The organism is bacterium (assembly GCA_040753085.1).
Lineage (GTDB): Bacteria > UBA9089 > JASEGY01 > JASEGY01 > JASEGY01 > JASEGY01.
The window spans coordinates 1-14454 of the sequence record JBFMHI010000062.1 but is presented as its reverse complement, the minus strand read 5'-3'; the positions used below and the strand labels follow the sequence as shown (position 1 = coordinate 14454).

Below are 14454 nucleotides of genomic sequence, written 5' to 3'. Positions count from 1 at the left end.
AACGATCACATGATGTAAAACTCCGGGAGCATCTAATCTTAGGTTTCCTTGGCATAGTTCAATTATACATTGTGGTATTTGATGTGTCAAATGTTTTTTTGCTTTCTACACCACCGTCCCCCATGTCTCCAGGACTTATTGCCTATGTTCTATCTTTTTACTTACGCGTCTGGCGATCAATACTGCGGCGGCGGCCGCTCCAAACCCATTATCAATATTGACTACAGACAGACCAGGCGAGCAGGAAGAGAGCATCGTGTGAAGGGCCGATACCCCACCCTGACTAACCCCATAACCAACTGAAGTCGGACAACCAATAACAGGGATATCCACTAAGCTTTTAACCATCGTAGGGAGAACTCCATCCATACCGGCTACTACCACCAGGGCATCCACTTTATCATCTTTGAGCATCTGGTTAAGGGGTTCAAAGAGGCGGTGGATGCCGGCTACCCCAACATCGTAGGCCTTGTAGACCTCACAATCCATCTGGCCGGCCGTCACGTAAGCCTCTTCCGCAATGGGTAGGTCAGCGGTTCCGGCTGAAATGATGCCCACGCCTCCCCTTGGGTTTCGTGGCTTAAGGCCTTTCTTTTGGAGAACAACCATTTTAGCTATCTCGAAGTTATGCAGTTCATAGCCTTCAGGGACAGCCGCTTTTATCTTCTCCAGATGGGAGGAACTAACCTTGGTAGCCAATGCCTTTCCTTTCTCAGTGGCCAGCCTTACCATTATTTGAGCGGCCCAGGCCGGTTCTTTCCCCGGGCAAAATACGGCTTCAGGCAGACCGGCCCTCCTTTCCCGGCCAAGATCCAGTTGGGCCAGATCACCACAGACGCCTAACCGGAGGTGGTCCTTAATTACTTCCTCCGCCTGGAAGGTATCTATTCTGTTATCGAGTAAGTCCGTTAAAACCTCTCGTATTTCCAACGGCAACCTGTCCTTTCCTTGGGTTTCAGGTTTTTGTCCTCTATAGAGATAGCCTTTTTATAACTCTCTATTCCCCTGTCATAGTCTAATTTGTCCCGATAAGCATTTCCTAAGTTCGTATGGCATCTGGCATAGGAGGTTTGACCCTAATTCTCTGACCTAATTCTCCCTGATAGAAAAGACTTTATGTGGATAGTCTATATTTAAGACAAAGTTACTGAGGAAGCTATTTACGCCAAGAAGAACAACATGCAGATTTGGCATGAAATCTATCGGAGTGTCCTCTACTGTGTAAACACACTCGAAAAATGAAGGATGATATATCTCACAAATTTTGTTGTATGAGCAAATGCAATAGTCTCCCCATTACCTGTACAGATAATTTTTGTAGAACCTGCTTGCAGGTTATGCCCCAGTATAGAAGCGACTCCTGCGGGGATAGCACATTCGTCAGCACCTGTATCTATGATACCAAAAGTGGCGTATGAACGCCCCGTATGTGGATTAACGATCTTTATGGGAAGAATAGGACGAAAGATGTCTTCTTCATTGAGCTTAAGAAATGGACAGTTTTCGAGTAGCATCAGTAGATTTGAACCATTCCTTTCTTGGGAACATAAAAGACTACCGGCTCCTTTATACCTTTTTTCTTTGCCTCATTAAAAGCCTCACCTGGACTACTGCCATTACTGACAACCTTTCTGTCTTTGAAAGACTTTATTGCTACATATTGACCACCATATTTTACACCGTCTTTTAATAAAACACGATCCACAATAGACCTCCTTTTTCAACTGAAACGCTCTCGGATAAAACCTGTTCCTGCCCCGTATTCCTGAACCTGTCAGGAACAGGCTTTAGATTGGTCAGGGCTGTCCCTGATTTAATCAGGGATCACAAATCTAAAATCTAAAATCCCTGATTATAAAAATAAGAAAAATCAGAAAGATCTTTAAGAGAGTTAAGTATTCTCTTCTGAAGGTCAGATATAATCCCTTTACCCTTGAGCACGGAAATAATCCTCCCATAATCTCCTCACATCCAAAGAAAGGTTAAGCACATTTAGATGCAGCTTTATCTCTTCCCAATTAAGCTGGGCAATATCTTCTGCTCTCCCATACATTAAGACTTGTTGAATATACCATATCTTCTGCCATTCATCATTTAGGTCAATTTCATCTTTTGACCAGACAATATATCTCTTCGGTCACATGTCTTCTCCTTGTAATCGTTCACCACAGAGACACAGAGAATGATTTTAGAAAAGGCGCTTACAGAGCAAATAATTGGGGCAGCAATAGAAGTTCATAGGCATTTAGTCCCTGGTTTATTAGAGTCAGCCCACGAAGAATGCCTTTCTCATGAACTCAATTTGCGTGGTCTAAATTTTGAACGACAGAGACTTCATTAAGAGAAAAAATTAGAGGTTATTGCCTCGCTCACAAAAAGTCTATTGAGTTCAGTAGATTTACCCGACCCCCGATGTCCCGAAAACAAAATCTTTTGAAATCCGGGATTGTTCAAGAGATAAACCTCCATTTTCTTTAAGGGATTATGTTCCCGCAATACATAATATTCATCGCTTTCCAGGGGCTTATTCGGATCGAATACCTGCATTGCCTGCTTAAGAGTCTGGGCAATCATTAAAAGAACCTCCTTCCTGAAATTGTTGGGGGGTATCAAGCTTCGGGCTCTTCTCTGCCCGAAATCATTAATACCTTATCCCAAACCTCTTAAATTCACCGGTATATTCTTCCCAAGCAACCTCTACGTGTCTCACCACGGCTGAGGGGGGGCCAATGCGACATTGGTCAATAACACGACTGATAGCCTCTTTTTCTCCTTCCAGCACAGCCTCTACCCGGCTATCGTAGAGATTCTTGACCCAACCGAAAACACCTTCATTAATAGCCGAAGACCTGACAAAGGCGCGGAAAAAGACCCCCTGGACTAAGCCCTCTACATAAATATGGGCTCTGACCTTCAATATCCTTCACCCCTTTCGCATCATGTTTCTTCGCCCTCATCGCTCAATTCTATAGCGTATAAGACGCTCTAACAAAACATCTTCCAAATTTCGTCGTCCATTAAATACCCCCACAACAAAAACCGATTCTTCCTCACTACGAAAGATGATCCGATAAGGCCGTAGAATCAATTCACGATAAAAATCAATCCCTACTGCTTGTAGTTCTGGAACCACCCGACATCTTGCAGGAAAAGTGGACAACGAATTTACTTCATCCCTAATCTTCCTAAAGACTGCTATCGCATTTTTTACACTGTCCATAGCGATGTAATCCACAATTTGAGTAAGGTCTTGCTCCGCAACAGAAGCCCACCGCACCTTATATTGTTTACTTATGTTGATTCCTCAAAGCTCCTAATCTTAGCTTCGATCCGATTCATAACTTCCGACTGCTCTACCACCCTCCCTTGTCGAACATCCTCTTCACCCTGAGCAATTAGTTTAAGCAACAGGAGAGCATTACGAGTCATTTCGTAGGATGTAATATCCTGTACCACTGCTCTGGCCTTTCCCTTTTGGGTAATAACTACAGGCCGACGTGTTTCGCTTACCTGAGTTAACAGCTCCGCTGATCGAGATTTCATGTAGGTCACTGACTTGACATCCTCTTCAAAGTTCATAGCACTCCCTCCTCTACTTTAATTATTCGTAACCGTTCAGCCACTAAGCCACTAAGCCACGAAGAGAATGATAGAATAGCACACGGATGACACAGATTTTGGCGGATTCTCACGGATTTTTTCTAATAAATTTTGGTAACCGTTCAGCCACTGATTGACACGGATTAGCACGGATAAATAATAGAGGACAGAAGGCGGAGTTGTAGGGACAGAGCTTGTCCCTGTCCGTTCCATAGGCGGACAACCACAAGGGTTGTCCCTACAACCTAATCACGGACACGACTCCCGGACACGGTTCACGGAAATCCGTGTTTCATCTGTGTGCATCCGTGGCTGAACGGTTACAATTATTGTAACCGTTCAGCACATGATGCTGGATGCTCGATGCTCGATGCTCGATGCTCGATCCTCGATGCTGGTGAAGGATTCAGTATCCAGGATCGAGCATCCAGGATCGAGGATCGAGGTTGTGTCTTTGTGCTTTAGTGGCTGAACGCTTACCAATTATTCTATCCGAAAGACAAATTGGGCGTCTTAAACTTCAATCAACTCGTATTCGATCTGCCCCACCCCGGCTTCTTTAGCCATATCAAAAAATCGAGCCACGTTAATACCCTCGGTCAGCTTTTCCGCCGGTTCTTCTTGGGGCGATCTATCGGCTAACTTCGAGCCGGGGTAGCCAGCCGACTTGAGTATCAGATCATAGCCGGCCTTATCTACGGCCAGGGGATCGGTTCCGGCTAAAAGACCTATATCAGGTATTACCGGGATGTCGGCGTAATTAATGCAGTCACACAATTCAGTAATATCCAGGGCTAGGTTGATAAAAAGGACTTTGCCGGGATTAAAGGTAGAAACAACGGCTTTGTAAGCGTCTATGGTTCCCCTTTGAACCTGGTAAGCAGCCTGAGACTGCCAGGGCACCGTCAAAGCGCCGCCTTTACATTCAACGATGCAGTCTCCGCAGCCAACACATCTGGTTGGATCAAAATGAATCTCGTCATCTTCCCAGCTAAAGGCCTCGCCAGGACAAATTCTCAGGCATATCCGGCAGGCCGTGCATTTTTGGGCCTTAAATTCCGGCTTGGCCTCTGAGGTATGCATGGCCAGTTTACTTTCCCTGGTAGCACAGCCCATACCGATATTTTTTATCGAGGCAGCCGGGGCCACAAAGGGATGAAAGGTGACGTGAGCCAGTGAAATCAGACCATCGGCCTCATAGATATATTGGGCTACCTTTATTCTGGAGAGTCTCAAAGGCGAGGCTACCTCTATTTCGACGCCTGTATTCTTCAAACCGTCAGCGATAATAATAGGACAGCCCATAGTCTCTGCGGTAAATCCGTGGTAGGCGGCTGTTTCTAGATAGTCAAATAAATTGCCCCGTTTATGCCGATAAAGAGTGGTCGTATCAGTCACAAAGGGTCTTCCCCCCGCTTTTTTAACCTCTTCTACCACCTGGCGAGCAAATACCGGGCGAATATATCTTGTCTGTCCGGCTTCTCCCATATGAAGCTTTACCGCTACCGCCTCACCCTCATTTATTATACCCGAAAGGCCTAATTTGTTCAGAATTATCTTGAGCCTTTCCAGTAACCCCTTTCCCTTGATCACCTTAGCTGAGGCAAAATAAACCTGGCTCTTCAACTTGTCTATCTCCCCCTTAATTACCAGCCCGGTATCGGTTGCTCAAGATATGCGCCCGGCGGACAGGCTCTGGAATCCTGTAACCGGCCAGACAAACAGTAGCTACCTTTAAGGCCGTCTCCAGGCTGATCTTAAATCCAGGTGAGATAAAGACCGGCTTTGTCTTTTTTCTCGTTCTTAAGACGGCGCCGACTATCTTTTCCTGATAGATCAAGGGAGAATAATCACCCACTTCTTCTCCTGGTTCATCATATTCTCCGACAAGTCTTGATTTGGCACATCCCATAGTCGGCCGGTCAAGTAAGAATCCTAGGTGGGCGGCCAGACCTAAACCCTGAGGATGAGCTATTCCCTGGCCATCAATCATGATTACATCCGGTTCCAGGCTTAATTTTTCAAAGGCGGATAGCAAGGCCGGAGCCTCCCTAAAGGTTAGCAGCCCTGGAATGTAAGGAAAAACTGCCGCCTCCTTTACCTGAGAGACCTCCCTTACCTCAAATCCTGGCAAGCCAAGAACAACTATCGCCGCCCACATCGTGGCTTCGTTCCTGGCATAAGAACAATCAGCCCCAGCCACTAATTTGATTGGTTTGGCCAGGTGTTTTGGGGATTCAAGGAATATCTTTTCTCTGAGTTCGCCCTGGATTTGTCTGGCCTCCGCCGGTGAGACCTTAAAGGGATGCACCCTCCGCCACTTCATAGACTTTCCTACCTTAAACCCTTATTTTATCACAGAAATATCTATCAGTCAAGAACCATTTGAGAGCTGAGACTGGAGAACGGAGAGGTTTCTACCAGACAAGGTGATTTCGGGGCGAGTTTGGCGGTATGGCCTTAATCCCAAATCCCGGCTATCTTGAAACCGCAGAGCTTACATCTTCCCTCATTAACTATGTTTTTGAGGATGAGATAGCCTTCCCTTTGGATAATAAGGCCCTTACAGTTAGGACAGTAACTATTGTTGCCTACATGACCGGGAACATTACCTACATAGACGTAGTAAAGCCCTTTTTTTAAGGCCGAATTTCTGGCCATATCAAGGGTGGAAACAGGTGTGGGTGGGAGATTCTTAAGTTGATACATAGGGTGGAAGCGTGAAAAATGCAGAGGAATATCCAGACCAATAGAAAGGACAAAATCTACCAGGTCTTCGATGTCTTGACGACTGTCGTTTAAGGTAGGCACGACTAAGTTGGTGAGTTCTACCCAGACCCCGGCAGCTTTGGCGGTCTTGATCGTTTCCAGAACCGGCTTAAGCTCCGCGGAACAGATGTCCTTATAGTAATCCTCTCTGATCGACTTGAGATCGATGTTGGCGGCATCCATATAAAGACATAGCTCTTTTAGAGGCTCCTGGTTAATAAAGCCGGCTGTAATCCACAGGTTCTTGAGCCTGTGCTGGTGGGCCAGCTTACAGGTGTCGAGCATATATTCATAAAAAACAGTAGGTTCAGCGTAAGTATAGGCGATGCTTCGACAGTTGGTTTTTATGGCCCATTCCACCACTTGCTCTGGCGGAAGATCGATATTCCTGGTCTCTTCGGGCTCTTGCTGAGAGATCTGCCAGTTCTGGCAAAATTTACAATGAAGATTACAGCCGGCCGTGGAGATAGAAAAGGCAGTGGTGGCAGGTATGACGTGGTAGAGGGGTTTTTTCTCAATGGGGTCTACATGGACAGCGCAGGGCTTGCCGTAAACCAGGGTCATCAACTTGTCTTCCAGGTTGACCCGCACCCGGCAGTCCCCCCGCTGTCCTTCAACTAATTTACATTCCTTTTTACAAAGGAGACACTGAACCGTAGTAGCCATCGATAATTATACTCAACACGGCCATAACTGGAGTAATTTCCGGCCTTTGGCAAGTTCCTCAATAATACTCAGTAACTTCTCAATATCTTTCCCGCCTCATAAAAGTCGTTTGATGTCTCGTTTGAACTAGGTTGTTCTCCGAATAGGCAGCTTCAAGATAACAAATCCTTCCCCCTGTGCAGTTAGGAATTATAAGCAATGAGTTGAAATCTTTCCTACGCCCTGTCAGGGCTTGACCTTATGGGATACCATTATTCCGTAGATTGAAATCTACGGCTAAATTCCTTTACGCCTTCGGCGTATAAATAGGATATATTAATAAAACCTGTTCCCTGATTTTCATCAGGGCAAGTTCTGATAGAACCTGCTCCTGACAGGCTCTGGAGTTCAGGAATCATTATTAAAGCCCGAAGGGCTGGAGTATGTTAGCCGTAGGTTTCAACCTACGGAAGATTAGATTTAAAATTAATTAAGCCCCGCAGGGGCGAAGGAGAAAATACAGTAGTATAGACCTAACCAAGAGAAAAGCTTCGGTGTAACTACGCAGGTGTTTAGGCTGAAGGCTTTTAGGAATAAATGCAGAGCAGATGATTGGACGTCAGCCTTCAGCCTATCTACCTGAGTAGAGTTTCCGTCAGTCTCCCCTGAGGTATTTAGCCGCCTCTTCTGGTGGAGTAGGATTAATATAAAACCCTGTGCCCCACTCAAAGCCGGCTAGGTGGACTAAAGCCGGTTTTATTTCTATATGCCAGTGGTAGTAAGGTAAAGGCGACTTGGCAAAAGGAGCTGAGTGTAAGATAAGGTTGTAAGATGGATCATCCAAAACGTTTTTAATCTGTTCCAGGATATTTTTCATAATCTCCGCCAGCTTAGTTATCTCTGATTCCTTAATTTCCTCAAAGGAAGGGCTGTGTCTCCTCGGTAAGATGCAGACCTCAAAAGGGGAACGAGAGGCAAAAGGCGTTAGGGCAATAAAACTATGATCCTTGAAGATTACCCGCTCCTGGGGAGACCTCATTTCTTCTCTGATGATATCACAGTAGATGCATCGTTCCTTATATTTATAATATCTCCGGGCGCCTTCAGTTTCTTCCTTGATGGTTTTAGGGATAACAGGTAAGGCTACCAGTTGAGAGTGAGGATGTCGCATCCATCCTCCTGCCTGCCGGCCGTAATTATGCACTACCAGGATATGTTTAATGTATTTCTCTAATTTTAAAGCCAGAAATCGTTCCCGGTAGGCCCAAAGGATTTCTCTGAATTGGGAAACAGGGAGTTCTGCCAGGGTAATATTATGTTCGGGGCTGCAGATCACGATTTCGTGGGAGCCTACCCCTTCCATCCGATCATACATTCCTTCCCCATATTTATTCAGCGGGCCTTCTCTCTTAACTACAGGATACTTGTCCGGAATAACCCTGACCCACCAGTTAGGACTGTTGGGCGGGCCTCCCTTTCGATAAGCGATAATCTCTTTATCGAGATGCTCATGGCCAGGGCAAAAGGGACAAGGGCCTTCGGCCGTTATTTCTGGCTTTTCCTCAGACAAATGATTGAAATCCTGCGGCCGTTTGGCTCTGGCCGTAGCAATAATTACCCATCGGCCAATGATCGGATCTTTTCGCAATTGCGGCATAGTCGGATTACTCCATTTCTCCCCAATTCCTACCTACTTTAATCTCCACCTCTATGGGGACAGATAAATCAGCCACCTTTTCCATGCCTGCCTTTACCAGCTTCTTCATTTCCTCTAACTCTTCCGGGGGTAAATCAAAGATAAGCTCATCGTGGACCTGGAGGATCATCTTAGCCTGCCTGGACTTTAATTGGGGAGAAATCCTCAGCATAGCCAACTTGATCAAGTCCGCGGCCGAACCCTGGATAGGGGTATTGATGGCCGTTCTTTGGGCAAATTCCCGAAGGTTTCGGTTTTTACTCTTAAGCTCAGGCAAATACCGTCTTCTTTGCCAGAGGGTAGTCACATAACCCTTCTCCTCGGCCTCGGTTATTACCTGGTCCACATATTGTTTTACTCCCTGATAAATGCCAAAGTAGCGATCTATCCACTCAGCCGCTTCAGACTGAGAAACCCCCAATTCTTTAGCCAGCCCATAGCTGCTCATCCCGTAAATCACGCCAAAGTTTATCACCTTGGCTTCACGACGCATAGCCGGCGTAACCTTGTCCGGACTTATGCCATAAATCTCGGCAGCGGTTTGAGTATGAATATCCTGACCGGTCGCAAATGCCTGTTTTAAGGCCTTATCTTTGGAGATATGGGCCAGGAGCCTCAGCTCAATCTGGGAATAGTCCGCGGCTAAAAGAAGATGGCCGTCTTCCAGAGGGATAAAGGCATGACGGATACGGCGTCCCAACTCTGTTTTGATGGGTATGTTCTGGAGATTGGGTTCACTGCTTGAGAGCCGGCCAGTGGCGGTTACGGTCTGATTTAAGGAGGTATGAAGCCGGCCGGTTTTGGGGTTGATTAGTCTGGGCAGGGCATCAATGTAGGTGCCCTTAAGTTTAGTCAATTCACGATATTCTAATAAATGCGCCGGCAGTTCATGTTGAAGGGCAAGGAGTTGCAGCACTTCCTCATTAGTCGAATAGCCGGTCTTGGTGCGCTTTAGAGGCGGCAGGCCCAGTTTTTCAAAGAGAATATGGGCTAATTGCTTGGGTGAGTTAATATTAAAAGAAGTCCCGGCCAGAGAGAAGATCTTCTCGACTATCTCGGCCAGCCTGCCTTCCAACTGTTTAGACATTTGAGCCAGATACCCTGTGTCGAGTCTGACCCCATTCTCTTCCATTTCAGCTAAAACTTTGACCAGCGGCATCTCGATTTCAGAATAGAGAGGCCAGAGTTCACGCCCTTTCAGTTGTGGCTCCAGGATTTCTTTAAGCCTGAACACGGCCTCGGTTCTTAAGGCGGCATATTGAGCGGCCGCTTCAATAGGAATGGCCGCCAGGCTGGACTCTGAACCAAGTATCTCTTTGAGGGACGGCATCCCTTTTCCTAGATGGTCGAGAGCGGCGGTCTCTAAGTCGTGTTTGCCGGATGGATTTAGGAGATAAGAAGCGATCCCGGTATCAAAGGCCAGGCCGTTGAGTTCAATCCCCCTTTGGCGGAGGGAAAAGACTATTGGCTTGAGATCATGTCCGTATTTTCTTATCCCCTCATCCTCCAGCATAGGCTGGAGTCGCTTAATCACATCTTCCTCTTCAAGTTGTTCGCCCCTTCCCTGGTAGTGATGACCAACTGGCAGATAAAATGTCTGGGCGGCTTGGACTGAAATTCCAAAGCCAACCAGCTCGGCTGTAGCCGGCTGAGAAGTAGTCGTTTCGATATCTATGACACATTCCTGGGCCGCCGTAATTAGATCAATCAGTTCATTGAGTTGACCAGAAGAATCAATCAGCCTGTATTCTGCCTTGGCGGCCTTTTCTGCCAGATGCAGTTCCTTCAAGAGGCTCTTAAACCCAAGGTAGGAAAAGATATCACCCAGCCTTGGCCGGTCAAATTCGCCTACCCGACATTCAGATAGGGAAAGGTCAAGGGGAACGTGCGAATCAAGGGTTACCAATCCCTTGCTTAAGATCACTTCCTCCTTGGCCTGAATCAAAGCCTGGCGTATCCTGGGAGGAGAAACCGAATCTACCCTACCCAGAATAGCTTCGAGGGGGCCCATTTCATTAATGAGGTTTGTGGCGGTGGTAGAGCCAACCCCTTCCACGCCGGGGATATTATCCGACTTATCCCCGGTAAGGGCCAGGAAATCAGTCATCAGTTCAGGGGAAACACCAAACTGCTCTTTAACCTTCTCCGGGGTATAGATAACAATCGAGGATACGCCCTTTTTCGGGGCCATCACCTTTATTTTGTCATCTACCAGTTGAAGCATATCTTTATCTGCCGTAACAATAATGACTTCATCCACCTCTGTTTTATATCTTTTAGCCAGGGTAGCCAGACAGTCATCGGCCTCGTAACCTTCCTTCAAGACACAGGGGAGATTAAATCCCCTGATTACCTCTTCGATGAATTTGATCTGACCCCGCATTTCAGGGGGCATGGAGGGTCGATGGGCCTTATAAGAAGGAAAGGCTTGATGACGAAAGGTAGGGCCAGGGCTGTCAAAGGCGACCGCTAGATAGTCCGGCTTCTCCTCCTTGATAAGCTTGTGGAGCATGGTAGTAAAACCATAAGCGGCGTTAGTCATTTCCCCTCTGGAATTGGAAAGGGGAGGCAAGGCATGAAAGGCCTTATAAGCAATCCCGTGCCCATCAATAAGAAATAATCGGCTCATAGTAATACCTGCCCCCTTTAGACAGTAGTTTTCTTAGGGGGACGTTACCCTGGTTTTTGAGAAGGTAACCGTTCAGCCACCAAGGCACGAAGACACGAAGGGGAAATAATTCTTTAATCTTTGTGTCTTAGAGGCTGTCTGAAAAGTCCCGTTAGGGACGTAATGTTTATAGACATGAACGCCCACCGTTATTTTTAGCCCCGTTAGGGGCGACATGTTCGCTTTGCTAAGTTTACTTCTTGAACATTTCGCTCCTAACGGAGCTTGGGTTTATGAGAAAAACGGCTACTATAAACATTTTGCCCCTACGGGGCTGATTAACGCATCAACTTTTCAGACAGGCTCTTAATGTCTTTGTGGCTGAACACTTGCCAGTCCGCCACCCGCCATCCGCCATCGTAACATCCTCGCGGATAACGCCAATGTGGCGGGGCAATACTATACGCTACTTGCACCTAACTCCTTCCACCCTCATTCCATCGGGGTTAAAAATTCAGTGAGATAACCAGAAACAAGTCCGAGATTATCGGTAAATATGATTATCCCCACCAGGATGAGAAGCAGGCCGCTGCCAATCGAGATGGCCCTCATGTGCCGGTTAATCCACCCAAAATGAGTCAAAAAAGTAGGCAGTCCCAGGGCAACAAGAAGAAAGGGAAGCCCTAAACCTAAGGAATAGGCCGACAGGAGGGTAAATCCCATATAGACATTCTCTGAGGTGGTGGCATAAATAAGGATGGATCCCAGGATAGGCCCAACACAGGGTGTCCATCCGGCGGCAAAGGCCAGTCCGAATATAAAAGAGCCCAAATACCCAATGGGTTTATTCCCTAAATGTATCCGCTTTTCTCTCTGGAGTAAATTGATCTGGATAATTCCGGTCACGTGGATGCCGAAAAGGATAATCAAAATCCCGCCGGCCATTTGAATTATGCCCCTGTATTCGATCAAAAAGTTACCCAATAAAGTAGCTGAAGCGCCTAAAGAAATAAAAACCGACGAGAACCCAATGATAAACAGGAAGGAATGAAGAAAGAGATGCCTTCTCATTCCTAACCGGGCCTCTCCTTTGCCGCTCAAGTCTTCAAAGGAGAGACCCGTAATAAAGGCCAGATACGAAGGGATCATCGGCAGAACACAGGGGGAAAGAAAAGATAATAATCCGCCGGCAAAGGCGATAATCAAACTTAAATCTTCCGGTGCATTATTCATTTTACTGCTTATCTCTTTACCTTCACTACGGCAAAAAGGACGACTGAACGGTTAGGCGTATCTGTCATTGGTTTAAGGAAGATAAGAAGGTGAGCCAGTTAACGGTCCGGTTCAGCCGCGCCCACCCGCCGCTACCGGCAGAACGCGCCTGAATCACCGGCGCCTTCACGGGCAAGACACGATAGTTTAAAGCGCAAGGGTGAGTGTCGGCTGGAACCAATGTTAGGCGCAGTCCTCATGCGCTGAGAAAGTGCTACTGCAAACCTAACTTCTCTCTAGCCTGCTCCAACGTGTACGTCTTGGCCTCTGCCGACCGCTGATCCAATAACTCCATTAACTCTGGCTCCATGACCAGTTGCCTATCAATGGCGTCCAAAATGATGACTTACTCGAACTTCTTCAGATAGGCCAGATCAGCAAACGCACTTTCCGTAATCTGTATTTTGAACATCACAGCATCCTGAGTGGGATGAACCATTACGCACAGACAGTAAAGACTGTGCCTAACAAAATATTGAGCCGATCCAATCACCCACATAATGGGTTATACCTATGACTACTACGGCGATAAGCAAGTGCTCCATGATTACTATCCAAGGAGGTATTTTTTGCCCTTTAGCCATGTAGAAACTAAAAATTCCCAATAGAGATAGTCCCCAAGCTATACTCACCATAATAGCTGGGGCGAGTGGAAGCAACAGGACAGGAATAATAAATGTCATAGCGAAAATAAACTTAGTGGCAAAAGTAGAGATGGTTGAGGCCCATATCTCTTGGGCGGTGTGTTTATTCTCAAATTCCTCCGAGATATGAATGCCCAAGGCGTCCGAAAAGGCGTCGGCTATGGCTATGGTCAATATCCCGCCAATAATCACCGCCTTTGAATGGGTGCCGGAATGCAAACCCACAATTAGTCCCAGCGTGGTGATTATCCCTGAGGTTAAACCAAAGCTAAATCCTGTCTTCAGCGAATGTTTCATCGTCGTCCTCCTTTAATGTCTTGCCCCCGACTCATTATTTTCGGCCACTTCCATTTACCTGACCGTCCTTCTCCCCGTTCAATATTTCGACCTGTACGGTTAGGAATTACAAGCAATTCTCCTCAAACCTGAAAGGTTTGAATTTTACATAACCACAGGTGAAACCTGCGGAAACGAAACATCTACCATAGCTCAACCCTGAAAGGGTTGAATTCTATGTGATGAATAATATTCGACCCTTGCAGGGTCGAGCGTTGCGGGTGTATTTATCTTCCGTAGCTTGCATCTACGGCTATTTAAAATTTGACGCTTTCAGCGTCAGTAGTCTACAACCTAACCATACAGGTCGAAAAGTTTTTGCCTAAGATTTTCTTTAGTCTGGTGTCTTGGTGTCTGGTAGCCTGCTATTTGTTAGACCACCAGACCGCCAGGCACTAGACGACATCTACCATGTGTTTTCACAAAGCCTAAGAGCGATCAGTATATCACATAGAGTGTAGCTTGTCAATCGAAAAAAACCTGGTTTCTTTCGCCCGAATCTTGCGAAAAACTGTAAAGCGATCGCCTGTTATTTACCAGCAGGATGAAACAATGGCGGTTTTTTGGCCTGGCGTCAATTTCCCCTTTGCATTTCAATTGATTTGGGTGTATACTAAATCTATCCCAGGCCTTGGTCATTGTTTCGGCCATTTACGGATAGCCCTCTGGCCACCGGATGTCTGGTAGTCTGGTGTCTGGCGGTTACCAGACTACCTGGCATCAAGCTACCAATCACGTATCTACTCAAAATCAAGTTAAAAAAGTAAGCTCATTACAGATTATAGCGCTATGGGTTAAGTTTCATCTCCTTTTGTCCTGACAGCGTCGGCATAAGAGCTTCCCCTCCCTTGATGGGCTTATCCTTACCCACAAATTGGGTAAAA

General features: G+C 46.5%; 16 protein-coding genes and 1 pseudogene. 2 read left to right on the top strand and 15 right to left on the bottom strand.

Annotated features, from left to right (window positions below; translation table 11 throughout):
- Window positions 1–135 precede the first annotated feature (135 nt).
- The 3 genes and pseudogenes from larB to AB1797_07975 all read right to left on the bottom strand — a co-directional run bounded on the left by larB (window position 136) and on the right by AB1797_07975 (window position 1705).
- Window positions 136–936, bottom strand: coding sequence for a nickel pincer cofactor biosynthesis protein LarB (gene larB, locus AB1797_07985; protein MEW5767552.1), 801 nt, complete (start codon window positions 934–936; stop codon window positions 136–138).
- Window positions 909–1049, bottom strand: a pseudogene (locus AB1797_07980) (tetratricopeptide repeat protein). Before AB1797_07980 ends, larB begins: the two are co-directional and overlap by 28 nt.
- A gap of 464 nt (window positions 1050–1513) precedes the next feature.
- On the bottom strand, window positions 1514–1705 hold the full coding sequence (locus tag AB1797_07975; protein ID MEW5767551.1) for a DUF5678 domain-containing protein: 192 nt from the start codon (window positions 1703–1705) through the stop codon (window positions 1514–1516).
- A gap of 477 nt (window positions 1706–2182) precedes the next feature.
- On the opposite strand from AB1797_07975, the gene AB1797_07970 reads away from it, so the two are divergent.
- On the top strand, window positions 2183–2341 hold the full coding sequence (locus AB1797_07970) for a GxxExxY protein (protein MEW5767550.1): 159 nt from the start codon (window positions 2183–2185) through the stop codon (window positions 2339–2341).
- On the opposite strand, the gene AB1797_07965 is transcribed toward AB1797_07970, so the two are convergent.
- From AB1797_07965 to AB1797_07950, 4 genes are all read right to left on the bottom strand, one after another.
- Window positions 2338–2574 carry a hypothetical protein gene (locus AB1797_07965; GenBank protein ID MEW5767549.1) on the bottom strand — a complete coding sequence of 79 codons (237 nt, stop codon included), beginning with the start codon at window positions 2572–2574 and terminating at the stop codon, window positions 2338–2340. The two genes, AB1797_07970 and AB1797_07965, sit on opposite strands and share 4 nt — an antisense overlap.
- Before the next feature lie 67 nt (window positions 2575–2641).
- A complete protein-coding gene (locus tag AB1797_07960; GenBank protein MEW5767548.1) occupies window positions 2642–2920 on the bottom strand; it encodes an acylphosphatase in 279 nt (92 codons plus the stop codon).
- Window positions 2921–2953: 33 nt separating this feature from the next.
- Window positions 2954–3277: a type II toxin-antitoxin system RelE/ParE family toxin gene (locus tag AB1797_07955; GenBank protein ID MEW5767547.1), complete on the bottom strand. Its 324-nt coding sequence runs from the start codon at window positions 3275–3277 to the stop codon at window positions 2954–2956.
- A gap of 14 nt (window positions 3278–3291) precedes the next feature.
- Window positions 3292–3579 carry a type II toxin-antitoxin system Phd/YefM family antitoxin gene (locus tag AB1797_07950; GenBank protein MEW5767546.1) on the bottom strand — a complete coding sequence of 96 codons (288 nt, stop codon included), beginning with the start codon at window positions 3577–3579 and terminating at the stop codon, window positions 3292–3294.
- Between the two features lie 367 nt (window positions 3580–3946).
- On the opposite strand from AB1797_07950, the gene AB1797_07945 reads away from it, so the two are divergent.
- Window positions 3947–4072, top strand: coding sequence for a hypothetical protein (locus AB1797_07945; protein ID MEW5767545.1), 126 nt, complete (start codon window positions 3947–3949; stop codon window positions 4070–4072).
- A gap of 41 nt (window positions 4073–4113) precedes the next feature.
- Here the strand turns inward: AB1797_07945 and AB1797_07940 are convergent, their stop codons facing one another.
- The 8 genes from AB1797_07940 to AB1797_07905 all read right to left on the bottom strand — a co-directional run bounded on the left by AB1797_07940 (window position 4114) and on the right by AB1797_07905 (window position 14318).
- Complete coding sequence (locus tag AB1797_07940; protein MEW5767544.1) at window positions 4114–5226, bottom strand: DUF362 domain-containing protein; 1113 nt, start codon at window positions 5224–5226, stop codon at window positions 4114–4116.
- Window positions 5227–5242: 16 nt separating this feature from the next.
- Complete coding sequence (nfi, locus tag AB1797_07935) at window positions 5243–5926, bottom strand: deoxyribonuclease V (protein MEW5767543.1); 684 nt, start codon at window positions 5924–5926, stop codon at window positions 5243–5245.
- Window positions 5927–6060: 134 nt separating this feature from the next.
- Window positions 6061–7035 carry an AmmeMemoRadiSam system radical SAM enzyme gene (gene amrS, locus AB1797_07930; protein ID MEW5767542.1) on the bottom strand — a complete coding sequence of 325 codons (975 nt, stop codon included), beginning with the start codon at window positions 7033–7035 and terminating at the stop codon, window positions 6061–6063.
- Between the two features lie 634 nt (window positions 7036–7669).
- A complete protein-coding gene (galT, locus tag AB1797_07925; GenBank protein ID MEW5767541.1) occupies window positions 7670–8671 on the bottom strand; it encodes a galactose-1-phosphate uridylyltransferase in 1002 nt (333 codons plus the stop codon).
- A 7-nt stretch (window positions 8672–8678) separates the two neighbouring features.
- Window positions 8679–11339, bottom strand: a complete 2661-nt coding sequence (gene polA, locus AB1797_07920) for a DNA polymerase I (protein MEW5767540.1) — start codon at window positions 11337–11339, stop codon at window positions 8679–8681.
- A gap of 471 nt (window positions 11340–11810) precedes the next feature.
- Window positions 11811–12551, bottom strand: a complete 741-nt coding sequence (locus AB1797_07915) for a cytochrome c biogenesis protein CcdA (GenBank protein ID MEW5767539.1) — start codon at window positions 12549–12551, stop codon at window positions 11811–11813.
- 503 nt (window positions 12552–13054) lie between these two features.
- On the bottom strand, window positions 13055–13531 hold the full coding sequence (locus AB1797_07910) for a VIT1/CCC1 transporter family protein (GenBank protein ID MEW5767538.1): 477 nt from the start codon (window positions 13529–13531) through the stop codon (window positions 13055–13057).
- A 658-nt stretch (window positions 13532–14189) separates the two neighbouring features.
- The gene (locus AB1797_07905) at window positions 14190–14318 is read right to left on the bottom strand and encodes a hypothetical protein (protein ID MEW5767537.1); all 129 of its coding nucleotides are present in this window, start codon (window positions 14316–14318) and stop codon (window positions 14190–14192) included.
- Window positions 14319–14454 lie beyond the last annotated feature (136 nt).

Excerpts from the sequence above, each read along its gene's own strand:
- AB1797_07965 (MEW5767549.1), bottom strand. The coding sequence starts at position 2,574 with ATGATTGCCCAGACTCTTAAGCAGGCAATGCAGGTATTCGATCCGAAT.
- AB1797_07910 (MEW5767538.1), bottom strand. The coding sequence starts at position 13,531 with ATGAAACATTCGCTGAAGACAGGATTTAGCTTTGGTTTAACCTCAGGG.
- galT (MEW5767541.1), bottom strand. The coding sequence starts at position 8,671 with ATGCCGCAATTGCGAAAAGATCCGATCATTGGCCGATGGGTAATTATT.
- AB1797_07915 (MEW5767539.1), bottom strand. The coding sequence starts at position 12,551 with ATGAATAATGCACCGGAAGATTTAAGTTTGATTATCGCCTTTGCCGGC.
- AB1797_07970 (MEW5767550.1), top strand. The coding sequence starts at position 2,183 with ATGATTTTAGAAAAGGCGCTTACAGAGCAAATAATTGGGGCAGCAATA.
- polA (MEW5767540.1), bottom strand. The coding sequence starts at position 11,339 with ATGAGCCGATTATTTCTTATTGATGGGCACGGGATTGCTTATAAGGCC.
- AB1797_07945 (MEW5767545.1), top strand. The coding sequence starts at position 3,947 with ATGATGCTGGATGCTCGATGCTCGATGCTCGATGCTCGATCCTCGATG.
- AB1797_07950 (MEW5767546.1), bottom strand. The coding sequence starts at position 3,579 with ATGAACTTTGAAGAGGATGTCAAGTCAGTGACCTACATGAAATCTCGA.
- nfi (MEW5767543.1), bottom strand. The coding sequence starts at position 5,926 with ATGAAGTGGCGGAGGGTGCATCCCTTTAAGGTCTCACCGGCGGAGGCC.
- amrS (MEW5767542.1), bottom strand. The coding sequence starts at position 7,035 with ATGGCTACTACGGTTCAGTGTCTCCTTTGTAAAAAGGAATGTAAATTA.